The following is a 21,929-nucleotide window of genomic DNA, read 5'->3' as shown; positions in this document are numbered from 1 at the left end:
TAGCCGCGTGGAAGACGCACGACGCTGTGGGCCCGACGCGAATGTTGAACAGAAGCATAGTGGCGCCGAACGGATCAGCATGCGCCTCTACGGAAGGATCACCCGTCCGTGGCTGGACAGGGTGGACAAGGGCCGGGGCAGCTGCCCCGGCCCTCACCCGTACGACTTACGCGTCGTCGTCGTTGACCCAGCTCATGAGCTTGCGCAGCTCCTTGCCCGTGGTCTCCAGGAGGTGGTTCTCGTCCTGGGTCTTGTACTCGTTGTACTTCTTCAGGCCGCCGTGGTACTCGTCCATCCACTGCTTGGCGAACGTGCCGTCCTGGATCTCCGCGAGGACCTTCTTCATCTCGGCCTTGGTGGCGTCGGTGATGATCCGCGGGCCGGTGATGTAGTCGCCCCACTCGGCGGTCTCCGAGACCGACCAGCGCATCTTCTCCAGGCCGCCCTCGTACATGAGGTCGACGATCAGCTTCAGCTCGTGGAGGCACTCGAAGTAGGCGATCTCCGGCTGGTAGCCGGCCTCGGTCAGCGTCTCGAAGCCCGCCTTGACCAGCGCGGCGGTGCCGCCGCAGAGCACGGCCTGCTCACCGAACAGGTCGGTCTCGGTCTCCTCGGTGAAGGTCGTCTTGATGACGCCCGCACGCGTGCCGCCGATGCCCTTGGCGTACGAGAGCGCCAGCTGGAAGCCGTTGCCCGTGGCGTCCTGCTCGACGGCCGCGATACACGGAACGCCGCGGCCCTCCTCGTACTGACGGCGGACGAGGTGGCCGGGGCCCTTGGGGGCGACCATGCAGACGTCGACGCCCTCGGGGGCCTTGATGAAGCCGAAGCGGATGTTCAGGCCGTGGCCAAAGAACAGCGCGTCGCCGTCCTTGAGGTTGTCCTTGATGGACTCCTCGTAGACCTGGGCCTGGATCGGGTCCGGCACCAGGATCATGATGACGTCGGCCTCGGCCGCCGCCTCGGACGGCGTGACGACCCGCAGGCCCTGCTCCTCGGCCTTGGCCTTGGACTTGGAGCCCTCGTGCAGACCGACGCGGACGTCGACACCCGAGTCACGGAGCGACAGCGCGTGGGCGTGGCCCTGGCTGCCGTAACCGATGACCGCGACCTTGCGGCCCTGGATGATGGACAGGTCGGCGTCGTCGTCGTAGAACAGCTCGGCCACTGGGAATCTCCTATGTGTGCTGGTGTTGCGTCCCACCGTACGGCGGGTTCAGTGAGGGAAGTTCAGGGGTCTCGGTATCCGAGAGGACCGCGGATACGGGAAGGCCCCGGGGTCAGGCGCTGCGGTCGAGTGCCCGCAGGCTGCGGTCCGTGATGGAGCGGGAGCCGCGGCCGATCGCGATGGTGCCGGACTGGACGAGCTCCTTGATGCCGAAGGGCTCCAGCATCTTGAGCATGGCCTCCAGCTTGTCGCTGCTGCCGGTGGCCTCGATGGTGACGGCCTCCGGGGAGACGTCCACGGTCTTGGCGCGGAAGAGCTGGACGATCTCGACGATCTGGGAGCGCGTCTCGTTGTCGGCGCGGACCTTGGCGAGGACCAGTTCGCGCGCCACGGCGGCGCCCGGCTCCAGTTCGACGATCTTCAGGACGTTGACGAGCTTGTTGAGCTGCTTGGTGACCTGTTCGAGCGGCAGGTCCTCGACGTTCACCACGATGGTGATGCGGGAGATGTCGGGGTGCTCGGTGACGCCCACGGCGAGGGAGTCGATGTTGAAGCCGCGGCGCGAGAACAGGGCGGTGATCCGGGCGAGGACGCCGGGCTTGTTCTCGACCAGGACGGAGAGCGTGTGCTTGGTGGACATGACTCGTGGTCTCTCTTTCGCTCTCGGTCTCAGTCGTCTTCGTTGTCGCCGAAGTCGGGGCGGACCCCGCGGGCGGCCATGACCTCGTCGTTCGAGGTGCCGGCGGCGACCATCGGCCAGACCTGGGCGTCCTCGTGGACGATGAAGTCGACGACGACCGGGCGGTCGTTGATCGCGTTGGCCTCGGCGATGACCTTGTCGAGGTCCTCGGGGCGCTCACAGCGCATCGCCACGCAGCCCATGGCCTCCGACAGCTTCACGAAGTCCGGGACCCGCGTGCCCTTGTTGGGGCCGATGTCCTCGGGACCGCTGTGCAGGACGGTGTTGGAGTAACGCTGGTTGTAGAACAGCGTCTGCCACTGGCGCACCATCCCGAGGGCGCCGTTGTTGATGATGGCGACCTTGATCGGGATGTTGTTCAGGGCGCAGGTGGTGAGCTCCTGGTTGGTCATCTGGAAGCAGCCGTCGCCGTCGATGGCCCACACCGTGCGGCCGGGCTGACCGGCCTTGGCGCCCATCGCGGCGGGGACCGCGTAGCCCATCGTCCCGGCGCCGCCGGAGTTGAGCCAGGTCGCGGGCTTCTCGTACTCGATGAAGTGCGCGGCCCACATCTGGTGCTGGCCGACACCCGCCGCGAAGATCGTGTCCTCGGGGGCGAGTTGCCCGATGCGCTCGATGACCTGCTGCGGGGAGAGCGAGCCGTCCTCGGGCTGGGTGTAGCCGAGCGGGTATGTCTCGCGCCAGCGGTTGAGGTCGTTCCACCAGGCGGAGTAGTCGCCCGTGTGGCCCTCGGTGTGCTCGGCCTGGACGGCCTGGACGAGGTCGGCGATGACCTCGCGGGCGTCACCGACGATCGGCACGTCGGCGGCGCGGTTCTTGCCGATCTCGGCCGGGTCGATGTCGGCGTGGACGATCTTCGCGAAGGGCGCGAAGCTGTCCAGCTTGCCGGTGACGCGGTCGTCGAAGCGGGCTCCGAGGGCGACGATCAGGTCGGCCTTCTGCAGCGCGGTGACGGCGGTGACCGCACCGTGCATGCCCGGCATTCCCACGTGCAGCGGGTGGCTGTCGGGGAACGCGCCGAGCGCCATCAGGGTGGTGGTGACGGGCGCTCCGGTGAGCTCGGCGAGGACCTTCAGTTCGGCGGTGGCCTGGGCCTTCAGGACGCCGCCGCCGACGTAGAGGACAGGACGCTTGGCCGCGGTGATGAGCTTGGCGGCCTCGCGGATCTGCTTGGCGTGCGGCTTGGTCACCGGGCGGTAGCCGGGCAGGTCCTGCTGCGGCGGCCAGGAGAACGTCGTCCGCGCCTGGAGCGCGTCCTTGGCGATGTCCACGAGAACCGGACCGGGGCGGCCGGTGGAGGCGATGTGGAAGGCCTCGGCGATGGTGCGCGGGATGTCCTCGGCCTTGGTGACCAGGAAGTTGTGCTTGGTGATCGGCATCGTGATGCCGACGATGTCCGCCTCCTGGAAGGCGTCCGTGCCGATGGCCTTGGAGGCCACCTGGCCGGTGATCGCGACCATCGGGACGGAGTCCATGTGGGCGTCGGCGATCGGGGTGACCAGGTTGGTGGCGCCGGGGCCGCTCGTCGCCATGCAGACGCCGACCTTGCCGGTGGCCTGGGCGTAGCCGGTGGCGGCGTGGCCCGCGCCCTGCTCGTGCCGGACCAGGACGTGCCGCACCCGGGTGGAGTCCATCATCGGGTCGTACGCGGGAAGGATGGCGCCGCCGGGGATGCCGAACACCGTGTCGGCCCCGACTTCCTCGAGAGAACGAATGAGGGACTGCGCACCCGTGACGTGCTCGACGGGGGCGGAGTGCTGTCCAGAGGATCGGGGCCGCGGCTGCGGATGGTGGGCCCCGGTGGCCTGCTCGGTCATCGGCATTCTCTTCTCGAAGCTGAGGGTTTTTGCGGGGGTTTTGCAGGGATTTGGCGGGTGCCGGTGCAACAAAAAACCCCTCGTGCCGTGAGGCAAGCGAGGGGAGCGCGCCGGGTGCGGTCGCTGGGATCCGGTGTTCGGACCGGTCGGTCCCAGCTTCAGCCGACGCGCTTTCCAAGTACGAGAATTCGGGTGCGCATGGCATTGACCCTCCCCCCGGCACGCAGTGCCTGTCAAGTAGGTGGGATGGGGGTCTCATTATGTGAACGGGCGTAGGCCGAGAGGCCTGTGGCGTACGTCGCCGGGGAGCTCCCCGCGTACGCCCCCGTGGACCCGCCCGCGAAGGCTCCCGGCGGGCTGCCCGCGTAGGCCCCGGGGGGCCCGCCGGCGAAGACTCCGGCGGGTCCGCCCACGTACGTCGTGCCCGCGGGGCCGCCCGCCAGCACCGGCTCGGCCGGACCGCGCGGCACCGGGTACTCGCCGAGGGAGAGCGCCCGGCGCAGCCGGTACTCGTCGAGCGGCCCGGAGAAGGCCACGCCCTGCCCGTGCGTGCAGCCCATCGCGCGCAGGGCGACCACCTGCTCGGGAAGGTCCACGCCCTCGGCCACGGAGAGCAGCCCGAGGTCGTTCGCGATGCGCAGCAGACCGGCGGTGATCTTGTGCAGCCGCGCGGACTCGACGACGCCCTCGATCAGACTGCGGTCCAGCTTCAGCACGTCCACGGGGAGGCGACGCAACGCCGTGATCGCGGCGTAGCCACTGCCGAAGCCGTCGAGGGCGATGCGTACGCCGAGCCTGCGCAGGGCCGTGAGGCGGCGCTCCAGGTCGTCCAGCGAGACCCGGGGGTCGTTGTCGGCCAGCTCGATGATGAGCGCCCCGGAGGGCAGCCCGTGGCGGGTCAGGAGCGCCTCGATGGAACCGAGGGGCATGGAGCGGTCCAGCAGGCGGCGCGCGCTCATCCGGACGGCCACCGGCACCGCGTGGCCGGTGCGTCCGCGCTCGGCGGCCTGCTCGACGGCCTCTTCCAGCGTCCAGCGGCCGAGCTCGGCCGTGCGGTCGCCCTCCCGGCCGTCCCCGGCCTCGGAGCCCCGCAGGAACTCGGCGGGCGTGAAGAGTATGCCCTGCGCCGAGCGCCAGCGCGCCTGCGCGGCGACCGCCGTGATCCGGCCGTCGTCGAGGGAGACCACCGGCTGGTGGAGCAGCGCGAACTCGCCGTCGTGCAGGGCGGAGCGCAGCCGGGTGGCGAGCTCCGCCTTGCGGACGACGTCGGCCTGCATCTGCGGGGCGTACAGCTCGACGCGCCCCTTGCCCGCCGCCTTGGCGCGGTACATCGCGAGGTCGGCGTTGCGCAGCAGCTCCCCGGCACCGATGCCCGGTTCGGCGAACGCCACTCCGATGGACGCCGCGACACGTACGTCGTTGCCGTCGATGGCGTAGGGCTGGGAGAGGGTGATCCTCAGCCGGTCGGCGAGTTCGTAGATGTGCTGCTCCCTGGCGGCCTGGTCCCTGGTCCCGTCGCCGACGATGAGAGCCGCGAACTCATCGCCGCCGAGCCGGGAGGCGGTGTCGCCCGAACGCACCGCCTCCTGAAGTCTGCGCGCCGCCTGGATGAGCAGTTCGTCACCGGCCTGGTGGCCGATGGTGTCGTTGACGGCCTTGAAGCCGTCGAGGTCGATGAAGAGCACGGCCGTGCCCCGGTCGGTCACTCTGCGGCCGGTCAGTGCCTGGCTGACGCTCCGCGTGAACAGCGCGCGGTTGGGCAGGTCGGTGAGCGGGTCGTGTTCGGCGTTGTGCTGCAACTGCGCCTGGAGACGGACCCGTTCGGTGACGTCCCTGCTGTTGAAGATCAGGCCGCCGTGGTGGCGGTTGACGGTGGATTCCACGTTCAGCCAGTCGCCGTTGCCCGACCTGAAGCGGCACTCGATGCGGGTGGTGGGCTCCTCGACGGGGTTGGCTGCGAGGAACCTGCGCACCTCGTGGACGACCCGGCCGAGGTCCTCGGGGTGTATCAGCGAGGCGAGCTCGGATCCCACGAGCTCTTCGGCGTCTCGGCCGTAGACCCCGGCGGCGGCCGGGCTCACGTACCGCAGGATGCCGTTCGGGGCGGCGATCATGATGACGTCGCTGGAGCCCTGGACCAGGGAGCGGAAGTGGTTCTCCTTCTGGGCCAGCTCCTGGGTGAGGGTGATGTTGTCCAGGAGCATGATGCCCTGGCGGGCGACGAGGGCGAGCACGACGGTGCCCGCCGTGAAGAGCACGACGCGGTCGACGCTCCGTCCGCTGAGTACGTTGTAGAGAATCCCCAAGGTGCAGACGGCCGCGGCGAGGTACGGCGTGAGGGCGGCCAGCGATCCGGCGATCGGCCGGGTGGCGGCGGCCCGCGCGTCCTCGGGGACCTCGTCCGGCACGCGCGCGTGGTCCGTCCCCGCTTCCCCGCGCAGACGCAAGGGCGCGGCCCAGGGGGCGTAGGCGAGGAGCAGCGAGCCCGCGAACCAGCCGGCGTCGAGGAGCTGGCCGGAGCGGTACGTCGCGTGCAGCAGGGGCGAGGTGAACAGCGCGTCGCACATCACGGTCAGGGCGAGCGCGGCGATCGCGGTGTTCACCGCGGTGCGGTTGGCCGATGACCTTCTGAAGTGCAGCGCCAGCACCATGCTGACCAGCGCGATGTCGAGGAGCGGGTAGGCGAGCGAGAGCGCGGCGTGCGCGACGTTGTGCCCCTCGAAGTGGGCGGTGTGCGCGAGGGCGAGGCTCCAGGAGAGCGTGAGGAGCGAGCCCCCGATCAGCCACGAGTCGAGGGCGAGGCAGCCCCAGCCCGCCTTGGTCACCGGGCGCTTGGCGAGCACGAGAAGGCCGATGATGGCGGGCGGGGCGAAGCACAGGAAGAAGAGATCGGCCAGGCCCGGGCTCGGCACCTCCTGCTGGAGCACGACTTCGTACCAGCCCCAGACGCCGTTGCCGAGGGACGCCATCGCGGAGGAGAGCGCGAAGAGCAGCCATGCGGGTCGAAACCGGCTGCGGCGGGTCCGGGAGTAGCGGAAGCAGGAGACCGCGGCGGCCGCGGCGGCGACGCTCAGCCCGAAGTCGCCCATGATCAGGGCGAGTCGCTCCGAACCCCAGCCGAGCGCGGAGCCCAGCGCGTACGCGCCGCAGATCAGCAGCAGCGCGAACTGGGAGACGAGGCCGCGACCGCCCGACAAGGAGCGGCGGGCCGGCGGCGTCCCCGGGGCCGGCGGGGCCGAGGAGGGGCCCGCTTCGAGGACGGTCGTGGCCGGCGGGGCGCTCACCGGACCGCCCCGGTCCGTGCCGCCCCCATGTCCGTCCGCCCCGTGCGTCGGCCGTACCCGTCCTGGTGCTGCGGGGCGCGGGGCTCCCCGCTCATGCGGTCCGCGCCGCTCCGGCGCCTGCCGACCGGTGTGCGCGAGAGTCGGCGACGGCTTTCCCGCCGCGTCGGATCGTCCGCCCATAGGCCATACATCGCCCGTCGCCCCCCTCGCTGTCCTACGTCTCATCCCCGGCGCCGAAAGGTCCACGGCGCATCCCCTGTCGGGACAATACACCAGCATCGTCACACAGGGACATAGCCGCTCTACGCTGCGTGACGATCAAGGCCCGAGCGAACACGGGGCGCACGCATACGAGCGCGTAGCGTGCATGAAACGGCCTCAGGCGATCAACTGCCCGTGGTCCGGACGACGTTGTCAAGAGGCTCGTGCGCGGCGTATTTGGTGAGCTGGGCGGCGATCAGGCGCTTGGCGCGGGGCAGGAACGCGGACGTGGAACCGCCCACGTGCGGGCTGATGAGCACTCCAGGAGCGTGCCACAGGCGGTGGCCTGCGGGCAGGGGTTCCGGATCGGTCACGTCGAGGGCGGCGGTGATGCGGCCGGACTCCAGTTCGTTGATGAGCGCGGCGGTGTCGACCACGGGTCCGCGGGCCACGTTCACGAGCAGCGCGCCGTTCTTCATGCGGGCCAGGAAGCCGGCGTCCACCAGCCCTCGGGTGTCCTCGGTGAGCGGTGTCGAGACCACGACGACGTCGGCTTCGGGCAGCAGGGACGGCAGTTCGGCGAGCGGATGCACGGGACCGCGCTCCGTGGCACGTGCAGAGCGCGCGACGCGCGTCACCCGCGCACACTCGAAGGGGGTGAGCCTGTCCTCGATGGCGGAACCGATCGATCCGTAGCCCACGATGAGTACGGACTTGTCGGCGAGCGCCGGGTAGAACCCGGACCGCCACTCCTCCTGCCGCTGTCCCTCGACGAAGCGCGGGATGCCCCGCAGGGACGCGAGGATCAGGCCGAGGGCCAGCTCGGCGGTGCTGGCCTCATGCACCCCACGGGCGTTGCACAGCCGTACTCCTGGGGCGAGGAACTTGAGCCCCGGCTCCATGTGGTCGATGCCCGCGGACAGCGTCTGCACGACGCGTACGGACGTCATCTCGGACAGGGGGCGCACGGAGATCTCCGTGCCCTTGAGGTAGGGCACCACGTAGAAGGCGCAGTCGGCCGGGTCCGCGGGGAAGTCGGGGCCGCCGTCCCAGTAGCGGTAGTCGAGGCCCGCCTTGGACGCGTCGGGGAGCCCCTGGATCTCTTGCGCTTCGTAGGGAAGCCATACATCTTTCGCCATGGTCAGGAGGCTAGTGCGCCCGCTCCCGGCGCCGCCGCGGGGAGGCCGCGCTCGGGCCGGGGACGGCAGCGGTTAGGTTTGGGTGATCTCCGGACGAGGGGCGGGAGGGTACGACCAGGTGGAGCGCAGGACGATCGGCGCGGGGGCGCTCGAAGTGGGCGCCGTCGGCCTCGGCTGCATGCCGATGAGCTGGGCGTACACCGGCTCACAGCAGCGCGGCGACGCGTCGATGCGCACCGTGCACGCCGCACTGGACGCCACGGGTGCCGCCGGTCCGGGGGTGACGCTCCTCGACACCGCGGACATGTACGGCCCCTTCACCAATGAGCTGTTGATCGGCCGGGTGCTGAAGGAGCGGCGCGCGGAGGCGTTCGTGTCGACGAAGTGCGGGCTGCTCGTGGGCGAGCAGCACATCGTCGCCAACGGCCGCCCCGGCTATGTGAAGCGGGCCTGCGACGCGTCGCTGCGGCGGCTCCAGACCGAGACCATCGACCTGTACCAGCTGCACCGCGCCGACCCCGAGGTGCCCATCGAGGAGACGTGGGGCGCGATGGCCGAGCTCGTCGCCGCAGGGAAGGTACGGGCGCTCGGGCTGTGCGCGGTGGGAGCGCGCTCGCATCGGCGTGCGGCGCCGGGGCGGCCGGGGGCCGGGCTGCACGATGTGACGATCCGCCAGCTGGAGCGGGTGCAGCAGGTCTTTCCGGTGAGCGCGGTGGAGGCCGAGCTGTCGGTGTGGTCGCCCGAGGCGCTGGAGGCGCTGCTGCCGTGGTGTGTGGCGCGCGGGGTGGGGTTCCTCGCGGCGATGCCGCTGGGGAACGGTTTCCTCACGGGGACGCTGACGCCCGGTCAGGGCTTCGAGCCGGACGACCTGCGGGCCCGGCATCCGCGCTTCACCGCCGAGATGATGGCCGCCAATCAGCCGCTGGTGGTGGGGCTGCGCCGGGTGGCGGAGCGGCACGGGGCGACGCCGGCGCAGGTCGCGCTGGCGTGGGTGCTCGCCCAGGGCCGGCATGTCGTGCCGATCCCCGGGGCCAAGCGGGAGCGCTGGGCGGTGGAGAACGCCGGGGCGGCGGGGCTGCGGCTGACCGGCACGGACCTGGCGGAGATCGCGGCGCTGCCGGCGGCGCTGGGGTCGTGGGACTGAGGGTGGCTCCTGCCACGGCGGGCGCCTCGTGATCTCGTGGTGGCGGAATGGGAACCTGCGGGGCGCGAGCGGTGTATGAACAGTAGAAGCGCTGCGTCGAAGGGACCCTGATCGTGCAACGACCTGCTGTTACGGCCGTGTTGACCGCCGCCGCCCTCGTCCTCGCGGTCGGGTGCTCGTCGGGAGGTGAGGACGCGCCGGACAACCGCAAGAGCCCCTCCGCACAGGGGAGGCAGAGCGAGTCCCCCACCGGAAAGCCGGGCGCCCAGCCCCCACCGGAGAAGGGCTCGGCGAAGGTCACCCGCACCCTCGCCACGGGCCTCGCCTCCCCATGGGGCCTCGCCGCGCTGCCCGGCGGGGACCTCCTGGTCTCCTCGCGCGACGAAGGGACGATCACCCGGGTGGACGGCACGACGGGCAAGAAGACGGAGCTCGGCTCGGTGCCCGGCGTCTCCCCCGGCGGCGAGGGCGGCCTGATGGGCCTCGCGCTCTCCCCGTCATACGCCTCGGACCACATGGTGTACGCGTACTTCACGACGGAGTCCGACAACCGCATCGCCCGCATGCTGTACGACGAGAAGAAGCCCGCGGGCGAGCAGCTGGGCGCGCCCGACACGATCTTCAAGGGCATCCCGAAGGGCATGATCCACAACGGCGGCCGGATCGCCTTCGGCCCGGACAAGATGCTGTACGCGGGCGCGGGCGAGACGGGTGACACGGACCTGGCGCAGGACAAGAAGTCGCTGGGCGGCAAGATCCTGCGCCTGACCCCGGACGGCGAGCCCGCTCCCGGCAACCCCTTCGCCGACTCCCCCGTCTACTCCCTGGGCCACCGCAATGTGCAGGGCCTCGCCTGGGACGAGCAGAAGCGGCTGTGGGCCTCCGAGTTCGGCCAGGACACCTGGGACGAGCTGAACGAGATCAAGGCCGGGGAGAACTACGGCTGGCCCAAGGCCGAGGGCAAGGCCGGCGAGGAGGGCTTCCGCGATCCGCTCGCCCAGTGGAAGACCTCCGAGGCCTCACCGAGCGGCATCGCCTACGCCGAGGGCTCGGTCTGGATGGCGGGCCTGCGGGGTGAGCGGTTGTGGCGCATCCCGGTGAGGGACGTGGAGGGCGAGCCGAAGTCCCAGTCGTTCCTCAAGGGTGAGTACGGCAGGCTGCGCACGGTCCTCGCGGCGGGCGGCGACAAGCTCTGGCTGGTGACGAACGAGACGGACTCGCGGGGCACACCGGAGAAGGGCGACGACAAGATCCTGGAGGTGGAGGTGAAGTGAGTCAGCCGCGCGCGACCGCCTGCTCGTCGGAGTCCGGCGTCCGGGCGGGGTCCGGCGTCTCGTCCGCGCGGGGCGAGGGGACGGGTGGGCGTACGACCACCTTGCCCGACGACAGGTCGATCGGTCCGCGCCCGGGGTCGCCGTCGGCGAGGTCGACGCGGGTCATCTCCAGACGCTTCTGCTCATCGTCGGTGTGCTTGCGCCCCGGCGCGAAGAGCGCCTCGATCGCGTTGAACACTGCGCCTCCCTGGAGCCGAGTCTCTGTCGTCAAGCGTAAGCGAGGCGGCCGATAACCGACCGGGACCACAAAGGCGCAGGTCACCGCGGCAGGCCCTAGGTGGCGGCCTCCTGACTCGCGGTGGTCTCTCGGCCCGGTGGGAACAGCCGCAGCCGGTGGGCGAGCGCGGCGGCCTCGCCGCGGCCGGTGACGGACAGCTTGGCGAGAATGTTGGAGACGTGGACGCTCGCCGTCTTCGGGGAGATGAAGAGCTCCTCGGCGATCTGGCGGTTGCTGCGGCCCACGGCCACCAGGCGTAGAACGTCCCGCTCCCGGCTGGTCAGGCCGAGCGCCTCGGCGGGGTCGGCCGGGGCGGCGGGGGCGCGGGGGGCCTCGGCGGGGTGCAGCGTGAGGCGGGCGCGCCGGGCGAGTCCGTTGATGGAGTCGGAGAGCGGCCGGGCGCCGAGCCGGTCGGCCACCTCGCCGGCCTGGCGCAGCAGCAGGGCGGCGCGGTCGCGGTCGGTGGTGTCCGGGGCGAGGAGGGACTCGGCCAGGCGCAGGCGGGCCTGGGCGAGGTCGTAGGGGCGGTCGAGGGGTTCGAGGGCGGTGACGACGGCTTCCCAGTCGGCGGGGCGGTCGCGGCCCTCGGCGCGGAGGAGTTCGGTGCGGGTCCACTCGTCGTGGGCGAGGGAGAGCGGGGTGGGGGTGGCGAGGGTCTTGGTGACGCCGCGGATCCGTTCGAGGGCGGCGGGGCGGCCTGGTTCGGCTGCGGGCAGGCCGCGGGCGTCGGCCTCCATCGTGGCGGCGGCGAGAAGCAGGGGCCAGCCGTATTTGTAGGTGCCGAGGGGGAGGCCGGTGGTGAGGCCGCGTTCGAACTCGGCGCGGCCGTCGAGGATCCGGCCCTCGGCGGCGGCGAGGCCGAGGGCGATGCGGACGAGGACGAGGATGTACTGGGGCTGTGGATCGTGGGTGCCGAGGTGCTGGTGGGCGGTGTGCATGTGGCGGGCGGCCGCGGCGTACTCCCCGCGGTAGAGCGCCATGCGCGCGGATCGTTCGGAGGCCGAGGCCCGGGGCTTCGAACTCTGCACGCAGCGTTGGGTCTCCGCGACGGCGTGGGCCGCCTCGTCCCAGCGGCCGAGGGAGATGAGCGACTCGGCGACGTTGGCCCAGACCCAGCCCTCGGAATCCACCAGGCCGTACTTCCGGCAGAAGTCGATGCCCTCCATCGCGACCTCGACCGCTTCGGCGGAGCGGCCGACGCCTTCGAGGGAGGAGGGGAGGTTGATGTGGACCCGGCTGAGGTCGGTGACCAGGACGTCCCGGACGACGCGGTCCCTGACCTCGTACATCTCGGCGAGGCCCGTCTCGGGGTCGCCGGCCTCGACGAGGAGGGCGCCGCGGGTGAGGCGGGCGTTGAGCTCGATGGTGTCGGCCTTGACCATGCGGGCGTACTCGACGGCGCGTTCGGCGGCGGCGAGAGTCTCGGGGCCCGGGTCGTGCAGCATGCCCCAGGAGGCGCGGTAGACGAGGACGTCGGCGTGCACCTCGGAGGGCGGCAGGCCGCGCATCAGCTCCTCGGCCTTGGCGATCTCCGCCCAGCCGTCGCCGCGGCCGAGGGTGGAGACGAGCCGGGAGCGGGCCACCCAGAACCATGCGGAGCGATGGGGATCGTGCTCGCCGTCGAGGAAGCGGAGGGCGCGCTTGGTGATCTTCAGGGCGCGGTCGCGTTCGCCGGAGAGGCGGCCGGCGACCGTGGCCTCGGCCATCAGGTCCAGGTAGCGCAGGGGGGCGGTGGCGGGGTCGCAGCCGCAGGCGGGGTAGCCCTCGACGTAGTCGGCGGGGCGGAGATCTTCGCGGACGGACTCGGGGGCGTCGTCCCACAACTCCATCGCCCGTTCGAGCAGGCGGAGTTGCTCGGCGTAGGCGTACCGGCGGCGGGCCTCGACGGAGGCGTCGAGGACGGCGGGCAGGGCCTTGGCCGCGTCGTGCGCGTGGTACCAGTAGGTGGCGAGGCGGGCGGCGCGCTGGTCGGCGGAGACAAGCGTGGGGTCGGCCTCCAGGGCCTGGGCGAAGCGGCGGTTGATGCGGGAGCGCTCGCCGGGGAGCAGGTCGTCGCTGACGGCCTCGCGGACCAGGGAGTGACGGAAGCGGTAGCCGTCGTCGTCCGGCGAGGCGAGCAGGATGTTGGCGCCGACGGCCGCTCGCAGCGCCTCGATGAGGTCGTCCTCGTCGAGTCCGGCGACTTCGGCGAGCAGTGCGTACTCGACGGTGGAACCGCCCTCGGCGACGATCCGCGCCACCCGCTGGGTGTCCTCGGGCAACTCCTCGACGCGGACGAGGAGGAGGTCGCGCAGGGAGTCCGTCAGGCTCGCGCAGCTGCCGCCGTGGGAGGCGACGGCGAGTTCCTCGACGAAGAAGGCGTTGCCGTCGGAGCGGTCGAATATGTCGTCGACCAGGGTCTGTTCGGGTTCGGCGGCGAGTATCCCGGCCATCTGGCGGGCGACCTCGTCCTTGCTGAAGCGGCTCAGCTCGACGCGGCGCACCGTGCGCAGCCGGTCCAGCTCGGCGAGGAGGGGGCGCAGCGGGTGGCGGCGGTGGATGTCGTCGGCGCGGTAGGTGGCGATGAGGACGAGGCGGCCGCCGCGCAGGGTGCGGAAGAGATAGGCGAGGAGGTGGCGGGTGGAGGTGTCGGCCCAGTGCAGGTCCTCCAGGGCGACGACGACGGTGCGGTCGCGGGAGAGGCGCTCCAGGAGGCGTGCGGTGAGCTCGAAGAGGCGGGCCGTTCCCTCGTCGGATCTGCCTCCGGTGGCGTGTCCGTGCGCGGTGTGTCCGTGCGTGGCGGGCGCTGCCAGTTCGGGCAGCAGCCTGGCGAGCTCCTCCTCCTGGCCCTCGGCGGCGGCGGCCAGTTCGTCGGGGAGCTGGCGGCGCAGCGAGCGCAGCGCGGTGGCGAAGGGGGCGAACGGCAGGCCGTCGGCGCCGATCTCCACGCAGCCGCCGAGCGCGACGACGGCGCCCTGGCTCTCGGCGGCCGCGGCGAACTCCTCGACGAGGCGGGTCTTGCCGACCCCCGCCTCGCCGCCGAGCAGCAACGCCTGCGGCTCGCCCGGGCCCGGGCCCCCGGCTCCTTCGAGCGGGGTGCCCGTGGCGCGGGCGAGCGCTTCGTTCAGTACGCCGAGTTCATCGGTCCGACCGACGAACACCGGGCTCACGGACCTGGTCTGCACAGCCGCGAGCATCGCACAGAGGGCGGCCGGCGCGGCACCCGATGTCCGCGGAGCGGTCACCGGCACGGGTCCGGTCATCTCAGGCGGCCCGTGTGAAGCGCGCCCTGCCCCGCATGAGGCGGTTCCTCCAGAGCGTCGTACTCACCCGCCCCTCGGCTTCGTGGCGGGCCGAACGGCGGGCGGCGGCACGGAGCTTGCGGGCCTCGCCGAGCAGCCGGTGGCGGTCGGCCTCGCGGGCCAGGTCGGCGGCGCGCATCTGGTGCATCTCGTACTCGAACATGTCGTACCCCTCGGGTTGTCAGTGGTATCGCCGGTGTCGTGCTCTGCGATGTCTCCACTTTCGTCTCCCAGGGGGGTCGCCCACATCGGGCGGATGCCGCATCTCCCGGGGGCGCGGGGCCTTAGGTACGACGAGGGGCGGGGCGGGGGCCTTAGCCCTCGCCCCGCCCCTGCCTTACGTGCCTTGCGTACGGGGGACCGGCGGCTCAGGAAGGTGCGGACGGCAGCCCGAGCAGCAGGTCGGAGTACTTGGCGACGGCGAGGATCAGCCCGATCACGCCGAGCGCGACACCCGCCCACGCCACGGACTTGATCCACGGCGCCTGCTCCTGGCCGGGGGCGCCGAACGCGGGCCTGACCAGCACCAGGAAGCCGACGACCAGCGCGGCGGCCGCGAAGAAGCCGGCGACCAGCGCGGTGGCCTGCCAGGAGTCGCCGTACATGGCCTGGAGCTGGTCGGAGACGCTCGCGGACTGCTTGGTCTCCAGCTGCCCCATGATGTTCGAGCGCGCCCCGGCGATCGTGCCGAGCCAGCCTCCGGAGAGGCCGATCACGCCGAGCGCGGCGGACACGACGGCCGCGGCGCCCTGGCCGACACCGGCGGACCCGGCGGGCCGGGCGACCACATCGGCATCCACGTCGTCATCGGCGGCGGCGTTCTCGGCGTCCGCGTCGGCGGCCTCCGCCGCCTCGGGGGCGGCGCCCTCGGGCCCGGCGGCGTCGGCCGCGTCGGACTTCGTGACGTCGACCGTCTCCGGCTTCCCGGCCCCTGTCACTTCGTCGGCCTCGGCCCCGGTCCCGGCCGCACCTTTGGCACCGGCCGCGTCATCTGTCTTAGTACCCATGCCCCGCACCGTACGGACGGAGTCTGAGAGCCGTCTTAACGAACGCCGTCCGCGGCCGCCCGCGCCGCCCGCCACTCCGGCGCGAGCACGGACCACACCTCCATGTCGTGCCGCACCCCCTGCCAGGGAAAGCTCTCCCGCAGCACACCGTCCCTGGCGAATCCGAGGCGCTCCGCGGCGGCCTTGCTGCGTTCGTTGCGGGACGACACCAGCCACTCCACGCGGTGCATGCCGCGCTCTTCGACCGCCCAGTCGATGAGGATCCGCGAGGCCTTGTTCACCAGGCCGCGCCCGGCGGCCGACGGCTCCAGCCACACGCCGATCTCGCAGCTGTCGGAGCCGGTGTCGAAGATCCGGAAGAGGACGCCGCCGACCAGGGTGCCCTCCAGCCAGATGCCGTAGAGGCGCCCGGTGTCGGAGGCCTGCTTGTCGGCGTACGACTGGAGGAAACCGCGCGCCGTCTCCAGGTCCTTCACCGTCACGGTGAAGGGCACCCACGCGCCCGCGTACTCCCGTGCGCGCTCGATGTGTCCGAGAAATTCCTGCGCCTGCCACGGCTCGATCGGCCGCAGCTCAGCGTCCTCGCCCAGCGATATCGCGAACATCCCGCTCCCGTTCCTCAGGTCCACTCACGTCCTCGTGCGGCTTCTGCCTTCCGCACTGCCCGGGGATACTCGCACGGTCGTGGCGCTCGTTCGAACGAGATTCGGGCGGCTCGATGCTGATGCGCGGCAGGAGACGGTCCAGGCTCCGCGGCAGCCACCAGTTGGCGCCGCCGAGCATGTGCATGAGGGCGGGGACGAGCAGGGTCCGCAGGACGAAGGCGTCGAGGGCCACGGCCGCCGCGAGGGCGATGCCGAACATCGCGATGACGCGGTCGCCACTGAGGACGAAGGCCAGGAAGACCGAGATCATGATGACGGCCGCGGAGTTGATCACGCGGCTCGTCTCGGCGAGGCCGACGCGGACGGCCCGCCGGTTGTCACCGGTCTCCAGCCACTCCTCGTACATCCGGCTGACCAGGAACACCTGGTAGTCCATGGAGAGCCCGAAGAGGACGGACACCATGATCACCGGCAGGAAGGGCTCTATCGGCCCGGCCGCGCCGAGTCCGAGCAGTTCGCTCCCCCAGCCCCATTGGAAGACCGCGACGACGACCCCGAACGCGGAGGCGACGGCGGCGACGTTCATCACGGCCGCCTTGAGCGGGATGCCGACCGAGCGGAAGGCGAGCAGGAGCAGGACGCAGCCGAGCGCGATGACGACGCCCACGAAGAGCGGCAGCTTCCCGACGATGATCTCCGCGAAGTCGTCGTAGCTCGCGGTGACGCCGCCGACCGCCACGTCCAGGGAGCTGCCCGCCTCAGCGCCGGGCAGGACGTCGTCGCGCAGCCGGTCGACGAGGTCGCTGGTCTCCTTGGACTGCGGGGCCGAGTCGGGGACGACGGTGAGGAAGGCCGTGCGGCCGCCGTCGTCGTACGTCGCCGGGCTGACGGAGGCGACACCCTCTGTCGACCTCAGCGTCGTGCCGAGGTCGTTCAGGGCGTTGCGGTCGCCCGCGCCGTAGACCTCGGTGACCAGCGTCAGGGGGCCGTTCACGCCCGGCCCGAAGCCGTCGGCGAGCAGGTCGTAGGCCTGCCGGGTGGTGGCGGACGCGGGGTTGTTGCCCTGGTCGGAGGTGCCGAGGTGGAGGGCGAAGGTGGGCAGCGCGAGCACGGCCATGACGAGGACCGCGATGCCACCGAGGAGCTTGGGGTGACGTTCGACGAAGGCGGCCCAGCGGGCGGCGAGCCCGGTCGGCAGCTCCGGCGCGGGCCCGTGCTCGGCGAGCCTGCGGCGTTCGCGGCGGCTCAGGGCGCGCGGCCCGATCCAGGCAAGGAGGGCGGGCAGCAGCGTGACGGAGGCGGCGACGGTGAGGACGACGGTCAGCGAGGCGGCGATCGCGACGCCGTTGAGGAAGCTGAGCCGCAGGATGAGCATGCCGAGCAGGGCGATGCAGACGGTGGCGCCCGCGAAGACGACGGCGCGCCCGGTGGTGGCCACGGCACGCTCGGCGGCGACGGCCACGGGCAGGCCGCGTTTGAGGCCCTTGCGGTGTCTGGTCACGATGAACAGGGCGTAGTCGATGCCGACGCCGAGGCCGATGAGCGTGCCCAGCATCGGGGCGAAGTCGGCGACGGTCATCACATGGCCGAGCAGGACTATGCCGGCGTACGCGGTGCCGACGGAGACCAGCGCGGTGGCTATGGGCAGGGCGGAGGCGGCGAGCGAGCCGAAGGCCAGGAAGAGCACGACGGCGGCGACGGCGATTCCGACGACCTCGGCGACCTGGGCGCTCTTGGACTCGGTGAGGCCGATGGCGGTACCGCCGAGCTCGACCTCCAGGCCGTCGGACTCGGCGGCCTTGGCCGTGTCGACGACCCGCTGGGCGTCGGCCTTGTCGATGTCGTCGGCCTGCTCGCGGAAGGTGACGGTGGCGTAGGCGGTGCGGCCGTCCCGGCTGATCTGGCTCGCGCCCTGGCTGTCGTAGGGGCTCGTCACAGAGGCCACGGCGGGCAGGTCGGCGATCTTGCCCAGGGCGCCGGACATGGTCCGCTCCACGTCGGCCGCGCGGACGGTGCCGCCGGGGCCGGTGTGCCAGACGACGGTGTCGCTGTCACCGCCGAGGCCGTGGAAGCCCCGGTCCAGGAGCTGGGTGGCGCGGCCGGACTCGGTGCCGGGGACCTCGTAGTCGTTCGAGTACGCGGATCCGGCGACGGCGGCGGCGGTCGTGGCGCCACCGAGGGCTATGAGCCAGAGCAGGACGGCGAGAAGACGGTGCCTGACACACCACCGTGCGAGTGCTGCCACGTACTGGCTCCCTGGGTGATTTGTGGATCTTCATCGGGAACAGCAGTGGATCAACTGAACAGCCCGTAAAGAACGCATGTGAGACGACATGAGCGCCTCAGTCACCTTGACAGCCGCTTAAGATCGTTGGTCCCTTTCGTGGCCATACTCACAAGAACACGACGTGTGCGCGGAGGTACCTGGGGCACCTCCGCGCACCCGCGCGCGCTGGGGCGTCAGCCCGAGACGCTGGCGCGGCCGTTCTCGATGTGGCCCATGAGGCGGCGGCGGAACGCGCTGTCGCGGTCCGTCGTGATCTCGACGTCGTACCAGCCGTGCTCGTCGTCGGTCCGCCAGGCGACGGTGCGGCTGCTGCCCGCCTTGACGCGGACGGTGCGCGTCCGGTGCCTGACGTCGGACTCGTCCACGTATCCGAGCGGCTTGACCGTGAAGACGAGCTCCCCTCGGCCGCGATTGGCGAGGGTGAGGTGGATCTCGCGGCGTGTGATCGCGGAGGCGAGCCGCGCGCCGCCGTCCTTGCCCGGTGCACCGCCCTCGAACTCCCGCCGGAAGCCGTTGGGCCCGGTGACGGTGAAGTCGTAAGCGTCGCCGGGCACCGGCACGGTCCAGGAGCCCTTGCGGACGACGTCCTGGTGCCGGGGGATCGTGAACTCACCGGCATAGGGGTAGAGGGCGAAGTGCGCGCTGGAGCTGCCGCCGTTGCGCAGCCGCACCGTGAGCGTGCCGTCCTCGGCGGGCCGCACGTCGGCGTCGGGCTGGTACGGCAGCGGGCGGGCACGCCTGACACCCGGCTCCTGCACCGGCATGGACTGCTTCAGGGGCGGCTGGGGCCTCCAGCGTCCGCTGAACACCGGGATCGGGCCCGGCCGCTCGACGTCGGGCTGCCGGTGGGCGCGCCGGAAGTCGAAGGCGCCGGTGAGGTCGCCGGTGACCTTGCGGCGCCAGGCACTGATGTTCGGTTCCTCGACGCCGGTCCACTTCTCCAGGAAGCGCACGACGGAGGTGTGGTCGAAGACCTCGGAGCAGACGTAGCCGCCGACGGTCCACGGCGAGACGACGAGCATCGGCACGCGCGCGCCCAGCCCGGTCGGCCTGCCCTCCCAGCGCTCCTCCCGCTCCTCGGCCGAGTCGCCGCCGGGGACGGGCGGCGGCACGTGGTCGAAGAAGCCGTCGTTCTCGTCGTAGTTGATGAAGACGGCGGTGCGGCGCCACACCTCGGGGTGCGAGGCGAGCGCGTCGAGGATCTTGTAGACGATGGTCGCGCTGTGGATCGGCGACGAGACACTGGGGTGCTCGGAGTCCACCGCGGAGGGCACCAGATAGGTGACCTTCGCGAGCTTGCCGCCCGCGACGTCCTTGGCGAACTCCTCGGCCAGCTTGCCGGTCGGCACGCGCCGCAGGCCGCGCTCGAACAGTGAGCGCTCGTGTCTGCTCAGCATGGCGACGCCCTCCTCCAGGGCGGCGAGGAGCTTGGCGCGCTCGGCCTCGTCCTTGGCGTCGCGCACCTTGGCGTAGAAGGCCTCCATGAAGGTGAGGCCGGTCTTGGCCAGCGCCTTGCGGGCGATGGCCTTGAAGGTGGTGAAGAACTCGATCTGGTTGTCGGTGAAGTTCTCCCACTCCGTGTACGTACGCCAGCTCACGCCCGCCTTCTCCAGGCGCTCGGCGTACGTCCCCCAGCCGTAGCCGGGGTGGGTGCCCTCGGCGTACGCGTCGTTGCCGACGGCCCGCTTGCCGTTCGCCTCGTGGCCCGTCTTCCCGCTCCACAGGTGGTTGCGGTTGGGGCTGGTGGAGGTGTGGATGGAGGAGTGGTAGGCATCGCAGACGGTGAAGGTGTCGGCGAGTTCGTAGTGCAGCGGTATGTCCTCGCGCGTGTAGTACGCCATGGTCGCCGCGGTCTTGGCGGTGATCCAGCCGTCCATCCAGCCGTCATGCCAGGCCTTGGCGCCGCCGCTCCAGGAGTGGTCGAGGTCGCCGATGTACTGGAGGTCCTTCTTCTGCGTCCTGGCGGCCTCCCGCACGGGGAAGGGCAGGACGGTGCGCAGGGCGTCGGGCTGCTCGAACACGGACTTGCCGCTCGGCAGCCGGATGGCGTTGCGGTCGCCGAAGCCGCGCACGCCCCGCAGGGACCCGAAGTAGTGGTCGAAGGACCGGTTCTCCTGCATCAGGATCACGACGTGCTCGATCGAGTCGAGACCGCCGCCACGCGGCGGCTCGTGCGCGAGCGCCTCCTGCAACGACGGTGGCAGGAAGGAGCCGGCGGCGGCCGCGCCGAGCGCGCCGCCGCCGATCGCCATCAGGCGTCTGCGCGAAATCTCCGGAGTCACGTACGACCTCCCAGTAGTGCTGGCCGACAGCCAATGGTTCTCTGCTGATCCATTGCCCTGTACGGCGGGGACGCTAGTGACGTCTGGTTTCGTTGTGAAGGCCGCCGGCCGAAGTCGGGGTGAACGTCCAAAAGGTCCCGGACGCGGAGGCCGCTGGCCCGCTTCCAAGGCGCGCGGCGCGGGCGTTGTCAGTGGCGGGTGCCATCCTCGGACGCATGGAGATCACCGCACGCATCGCCGCCTTCACGGACCTGGTCGGGCCGCCGCCCGACCCTGTGCCCGCCGTCGACTGGGCGGCGGTGGAAGCCTGGCTGGAGGTGCCGCTCCCGGCCGACTACAAGGCGCTCGTGTCGGCGTACGGCCCGGCTGAGATAGGCGGACCAGGCCGCCCCGACGCCCCGTCCGTCCGGCTGCACACCCCCTGCGTCAGCGCCGACGGCCGCTACGACTTCGCCGCGTGGGTCCTGGAGACCCACCGCCACTCCGCGATCAGGCCGGGCATGTTCACCCGGGAGCGGCGCCGCTTCCTGCCCGACGAGGGTGGTCTGCTGGCCTTCGCCACGACTTCGGGCGGCGACCACCTCTTCTGGGACACCTCCGTGTCGAAGGACCCGGACGAGTGGCCGGTGGTGCTGCTGACCACGTCTGTGGCGGTCGGCGGCGCCAAGCCCTGGGTGGCGTACGAACTCCCGCTCCTGGAGTGGCTGTTCACGGCCGTCCGCGACGGCGTCCCGAACCCCGGCGAGCCCGGCGGGCTCCTGGGCCCCCTGCCGCCCGCCGTGCGCACCTGGCCGCCCCTCGCCGGCGCCGCGCCCTGGGCGCCGCCGCCCCGCGGCACCTATGTGGACGCCCGGCAGCACGCCGCGCTCACCGAGGGCGAGGGCCTGGAGGCGATCACCGCGCTGATACCCCCGCCCCTCGTTCCCTACGTGGGCGAGGGCACATGGGAGCAGCTCTTCGAGCGGCTCGGCACCCGGCTGCCCCCGGACTTCATGGCGCTGAGCGAGCGGTACGGCGCGGGGAACTGGAGCTGGTGGCTCGACATGCCGGCCCCGCTCGACCTCGGCCACCGGCTCGGCCTGGCGGCGGGGGTGGAGGAGATGCTGGAGGGGTACCGCAGCCTGCGCGAGGCGCATCCGCAGTTCTACCCCCTGCCCGCCTGGCCCGAGCCGGGAGGTTTCCTGCCGGCCGTCTCCACGATCGACGGGGACCAGATCGGCTGGTGCGTCGAGGGAGAGCCCGAGCAGTGGCGCGTGGCCGTCAACCCCCGGCACACGAACCAGGGCCCGCCCCTGGAGGGCGACTTCACCGAGACGCTGCTGAACTGGCTGCGCGGCGGCCCCGGCAACTCCGCCTTCTACGGCCTGCGCAAGGACCAAGACCCGCTGGAGGAGATGTTCTTCGAGCCGTTCGGACCGCCGCGGCCCGACGTGCCGTAGCGGTCCTGGCGGTACGCGAAAGGG

Annotated in this window: 15 protein-coding genes; 3 read left to right on the top strand and 12 right to left on the bottom strand. The window is 71.6% G+C overall.

Annotation, left to right across the window (positions count from 1 at the left end; genetic code table 11):
• Positions 1-166: 166 nt before the first annotated feature.
• The 5 genes from ilvC to ACF062_RS31815 form a co-directional block, all read right to left on the bottom strand.
• Complete coding sequence (gene ilvC / locus ACF062_RS31835; RefSeq protein WP_365362254.1) at positions 167-1,168, bottom strand: ketol-acid reductoisomerase; 1,002 nt, start codon at positions 1,166-1,168, stop codon at positions 167-169.
• Between the two features lie 112 nt (positions 1,169-1,280).
• Positions 1,281-1,808: an acetolactate synthase small subunit gene (ilvN, locus tag ACF062_RS31830; protein WP_030785263.1), complete on the bottom strand. Its 528-nt coding sequence runs from the start codon at positions 1,806-1,808 to the stop codon at positions 1,281-1,283.
• Between the two features lie 29 nt (positions 1,809-1,837).
• Positions 1,838-3,685: an acetolactate synthase large subunit gene (locus ACF062_RS31825; protein WP_392143094.1), complete on the bottom strand. Its 1,848-nt coding sequence runs from the start codon at positions 3,683-3,685 to the stop codon at positions 1,838-1,840.
• Between the two features lie 233 nt (positions 3,686-3,918).
• On the bottom strand, positions 3,919-6,969 hold the full coding sequence (locus ACF062_RS31820) for a putative bifunctional diguanylate cyclase/phosphodiesterase (protein ID WP_392143093.1): 3,051 nt from the start codon (positions 6,967-6,969) through the stop codon (positions 3,919-3,921).
• A gap of 386 nt (positions 6,970-7,355) precedes the next feature.
• Positions 7,356-8,309 carry a 2-hydroxyacid dehydrogenase gene (locus tag ACF062_RS31815; RefSeq protein WP_392143092.1) on the bottom strand — a complete coding sequence of 318 codons (954 nt, stop codon included), beginning with the start codon at positions 8,307-8,309 and terminating at the stop codon, positions 7,356-7,358.
• Positions 8,310-8,427: 118 nt separating this feature from the next.
• On the opposite strand from ACF062_RS31815, the gene ACF062_RS31810 reads away from it, so the two are divergent.
• A complete protein-coding gene (locus tag ACF062_RS31810; protein ID WP_392143091.1) occupies positions 8,428-9,453 on the top strand; it encodes an aldo/keto reductase in 1,026 nt (341 codons plus the stop codon).
• Positions 9,454-9,590: 137 nt separating this feature from the next.
• A complete protein-coding gene (locus tag ACF062_RS31805; protein ID WP_392143090.1) occupies positions 9,591-10,727 on the top strand; it encodes a PQQ-dependent sugar dehydrogenase in 1,137 nt (378 codons plus the stop codon).
• Between the two features lies 1 nt (position 10,728).
• Here the strand turns inward: ACF062_RS31805 and ACF062_RS31800 are convergent, their stop codons facing one another.
• The 7 genes from ACF062_RS31800 to ACF062_RS31770 form a co-directional block, all read right to left on the bottom strand.
• Positions 10,729-10,965 carry a DUF6191 domain-containing protein gene (locus ACF062_RS31800; protein WP_392143089.1) on the bottom strand — a complete coding sequence of 79 codons (237 nt, stop codon included), beginning with the start codon at positions 10,963-10,965 and terminating at the stop codon, positions 10,729-10,731.
• Positions 10,966-11,060: 95 nt separating this feature from the next.
• A complete protein-coding gene (locus tag ACF062_RS31795; protein ID WP_392143088.1) occupies positions 11,061-14,180 on the bottom strand; it encodes an AAA family ATPase in 3,120 nt (1,039 codons plus the stop codon).
• 67 nt (positions 14,181-14,247) lie between these two features.
• The gene (locus tag ACF062_RS31790) at positions 14,248-14,448 is read right to left on the bottom strand and encodes a hypothetical protein (protein ID WP_392143087.1); all 201 of its coding nucleotides are present in this window, start codon (positions 14,446-14,448) and stop codon (positions 14,248-14,250) included.
• A gap of 205 nt (positions 14,449-14,653) precedes the next feature.
• Positions 14,654-15,292: a hypothetical protein gene (locus ACF062_RS31785; RefSeq protein WP_392143086.1), complete on the bottom strand. Its 639-nt coding sequence runs from the start codon at positions 15,290-15,292 to the stop codon at positions 14,654-14,656.
• A 35-nt stretch (positions 15,293-15,327) separates the two neighbouring features.
• Entirely contained in the window at positions 15,328-15,897 is a 570-nt protein-coding gene (locus tag ACF062_RS31780; protein ID WP_392143085.1) for a GNAT family N-acetyltransferase, read from the bottom strand.
• Positions 15,866-18,142: an MMPL family transporter gene (locus tag ACF062_RS31775; protein WP_392143084.1), complete on the bottom strand. Its 2,277-nt coding sequence runs from the start codon at positions 18,140-18,142 to the stop codon at positions 15,866-15,868. Before ACF062_RS31775 ends, ACF062_RS31780 begins: the two co-directional genes overlap by 32 nt.
• Positions 18,143-18,357: 215 nt before the next feature.
• Positions 18,358-20,466 carry a phosphocholine-specific phospholipase C gene (locus ACF062_RS31770; protein ID WP_392143083.1) on the bottom strand — a complete coding sequence of 703 codons (2,109 nt, stop codon included), beginning with the start codon at positions 20,464-20,466 and terminating at the stop codon, positions 18,358-18,360.
• Between the two features lie 215 nt (positions 20,467-20,681).
• Here ACF062_RS31770 and ACF062_RS31765 point away from each other — a divergent pair, with 215 nt between their 5' ends.
• Positions 20,682-21,905 (top strand): SMI1/KNR4 family protein, encoded by a 1,224-nt coding sequence (locus ACF062_RS31765; protein WP_392143082.1) that lies wholly within the window; start codon positions 20,682-20,684, stop codon positions 21,903-21,905.
• Positions 21,906-21,929: the final 24 nt, after the last annotated feature.

This window comes from Streptomyces sp. NPDC015345 (genome assembly GCF_043078805.1).
GTDB lineage: Bacteria > Actinomycetota > Actinomycetes > Streptomycetales > Streptomycetaceae > Streptomyces.
This window is presented reverse-complemented; position numbering and strand designations above follow the sequence as displayed.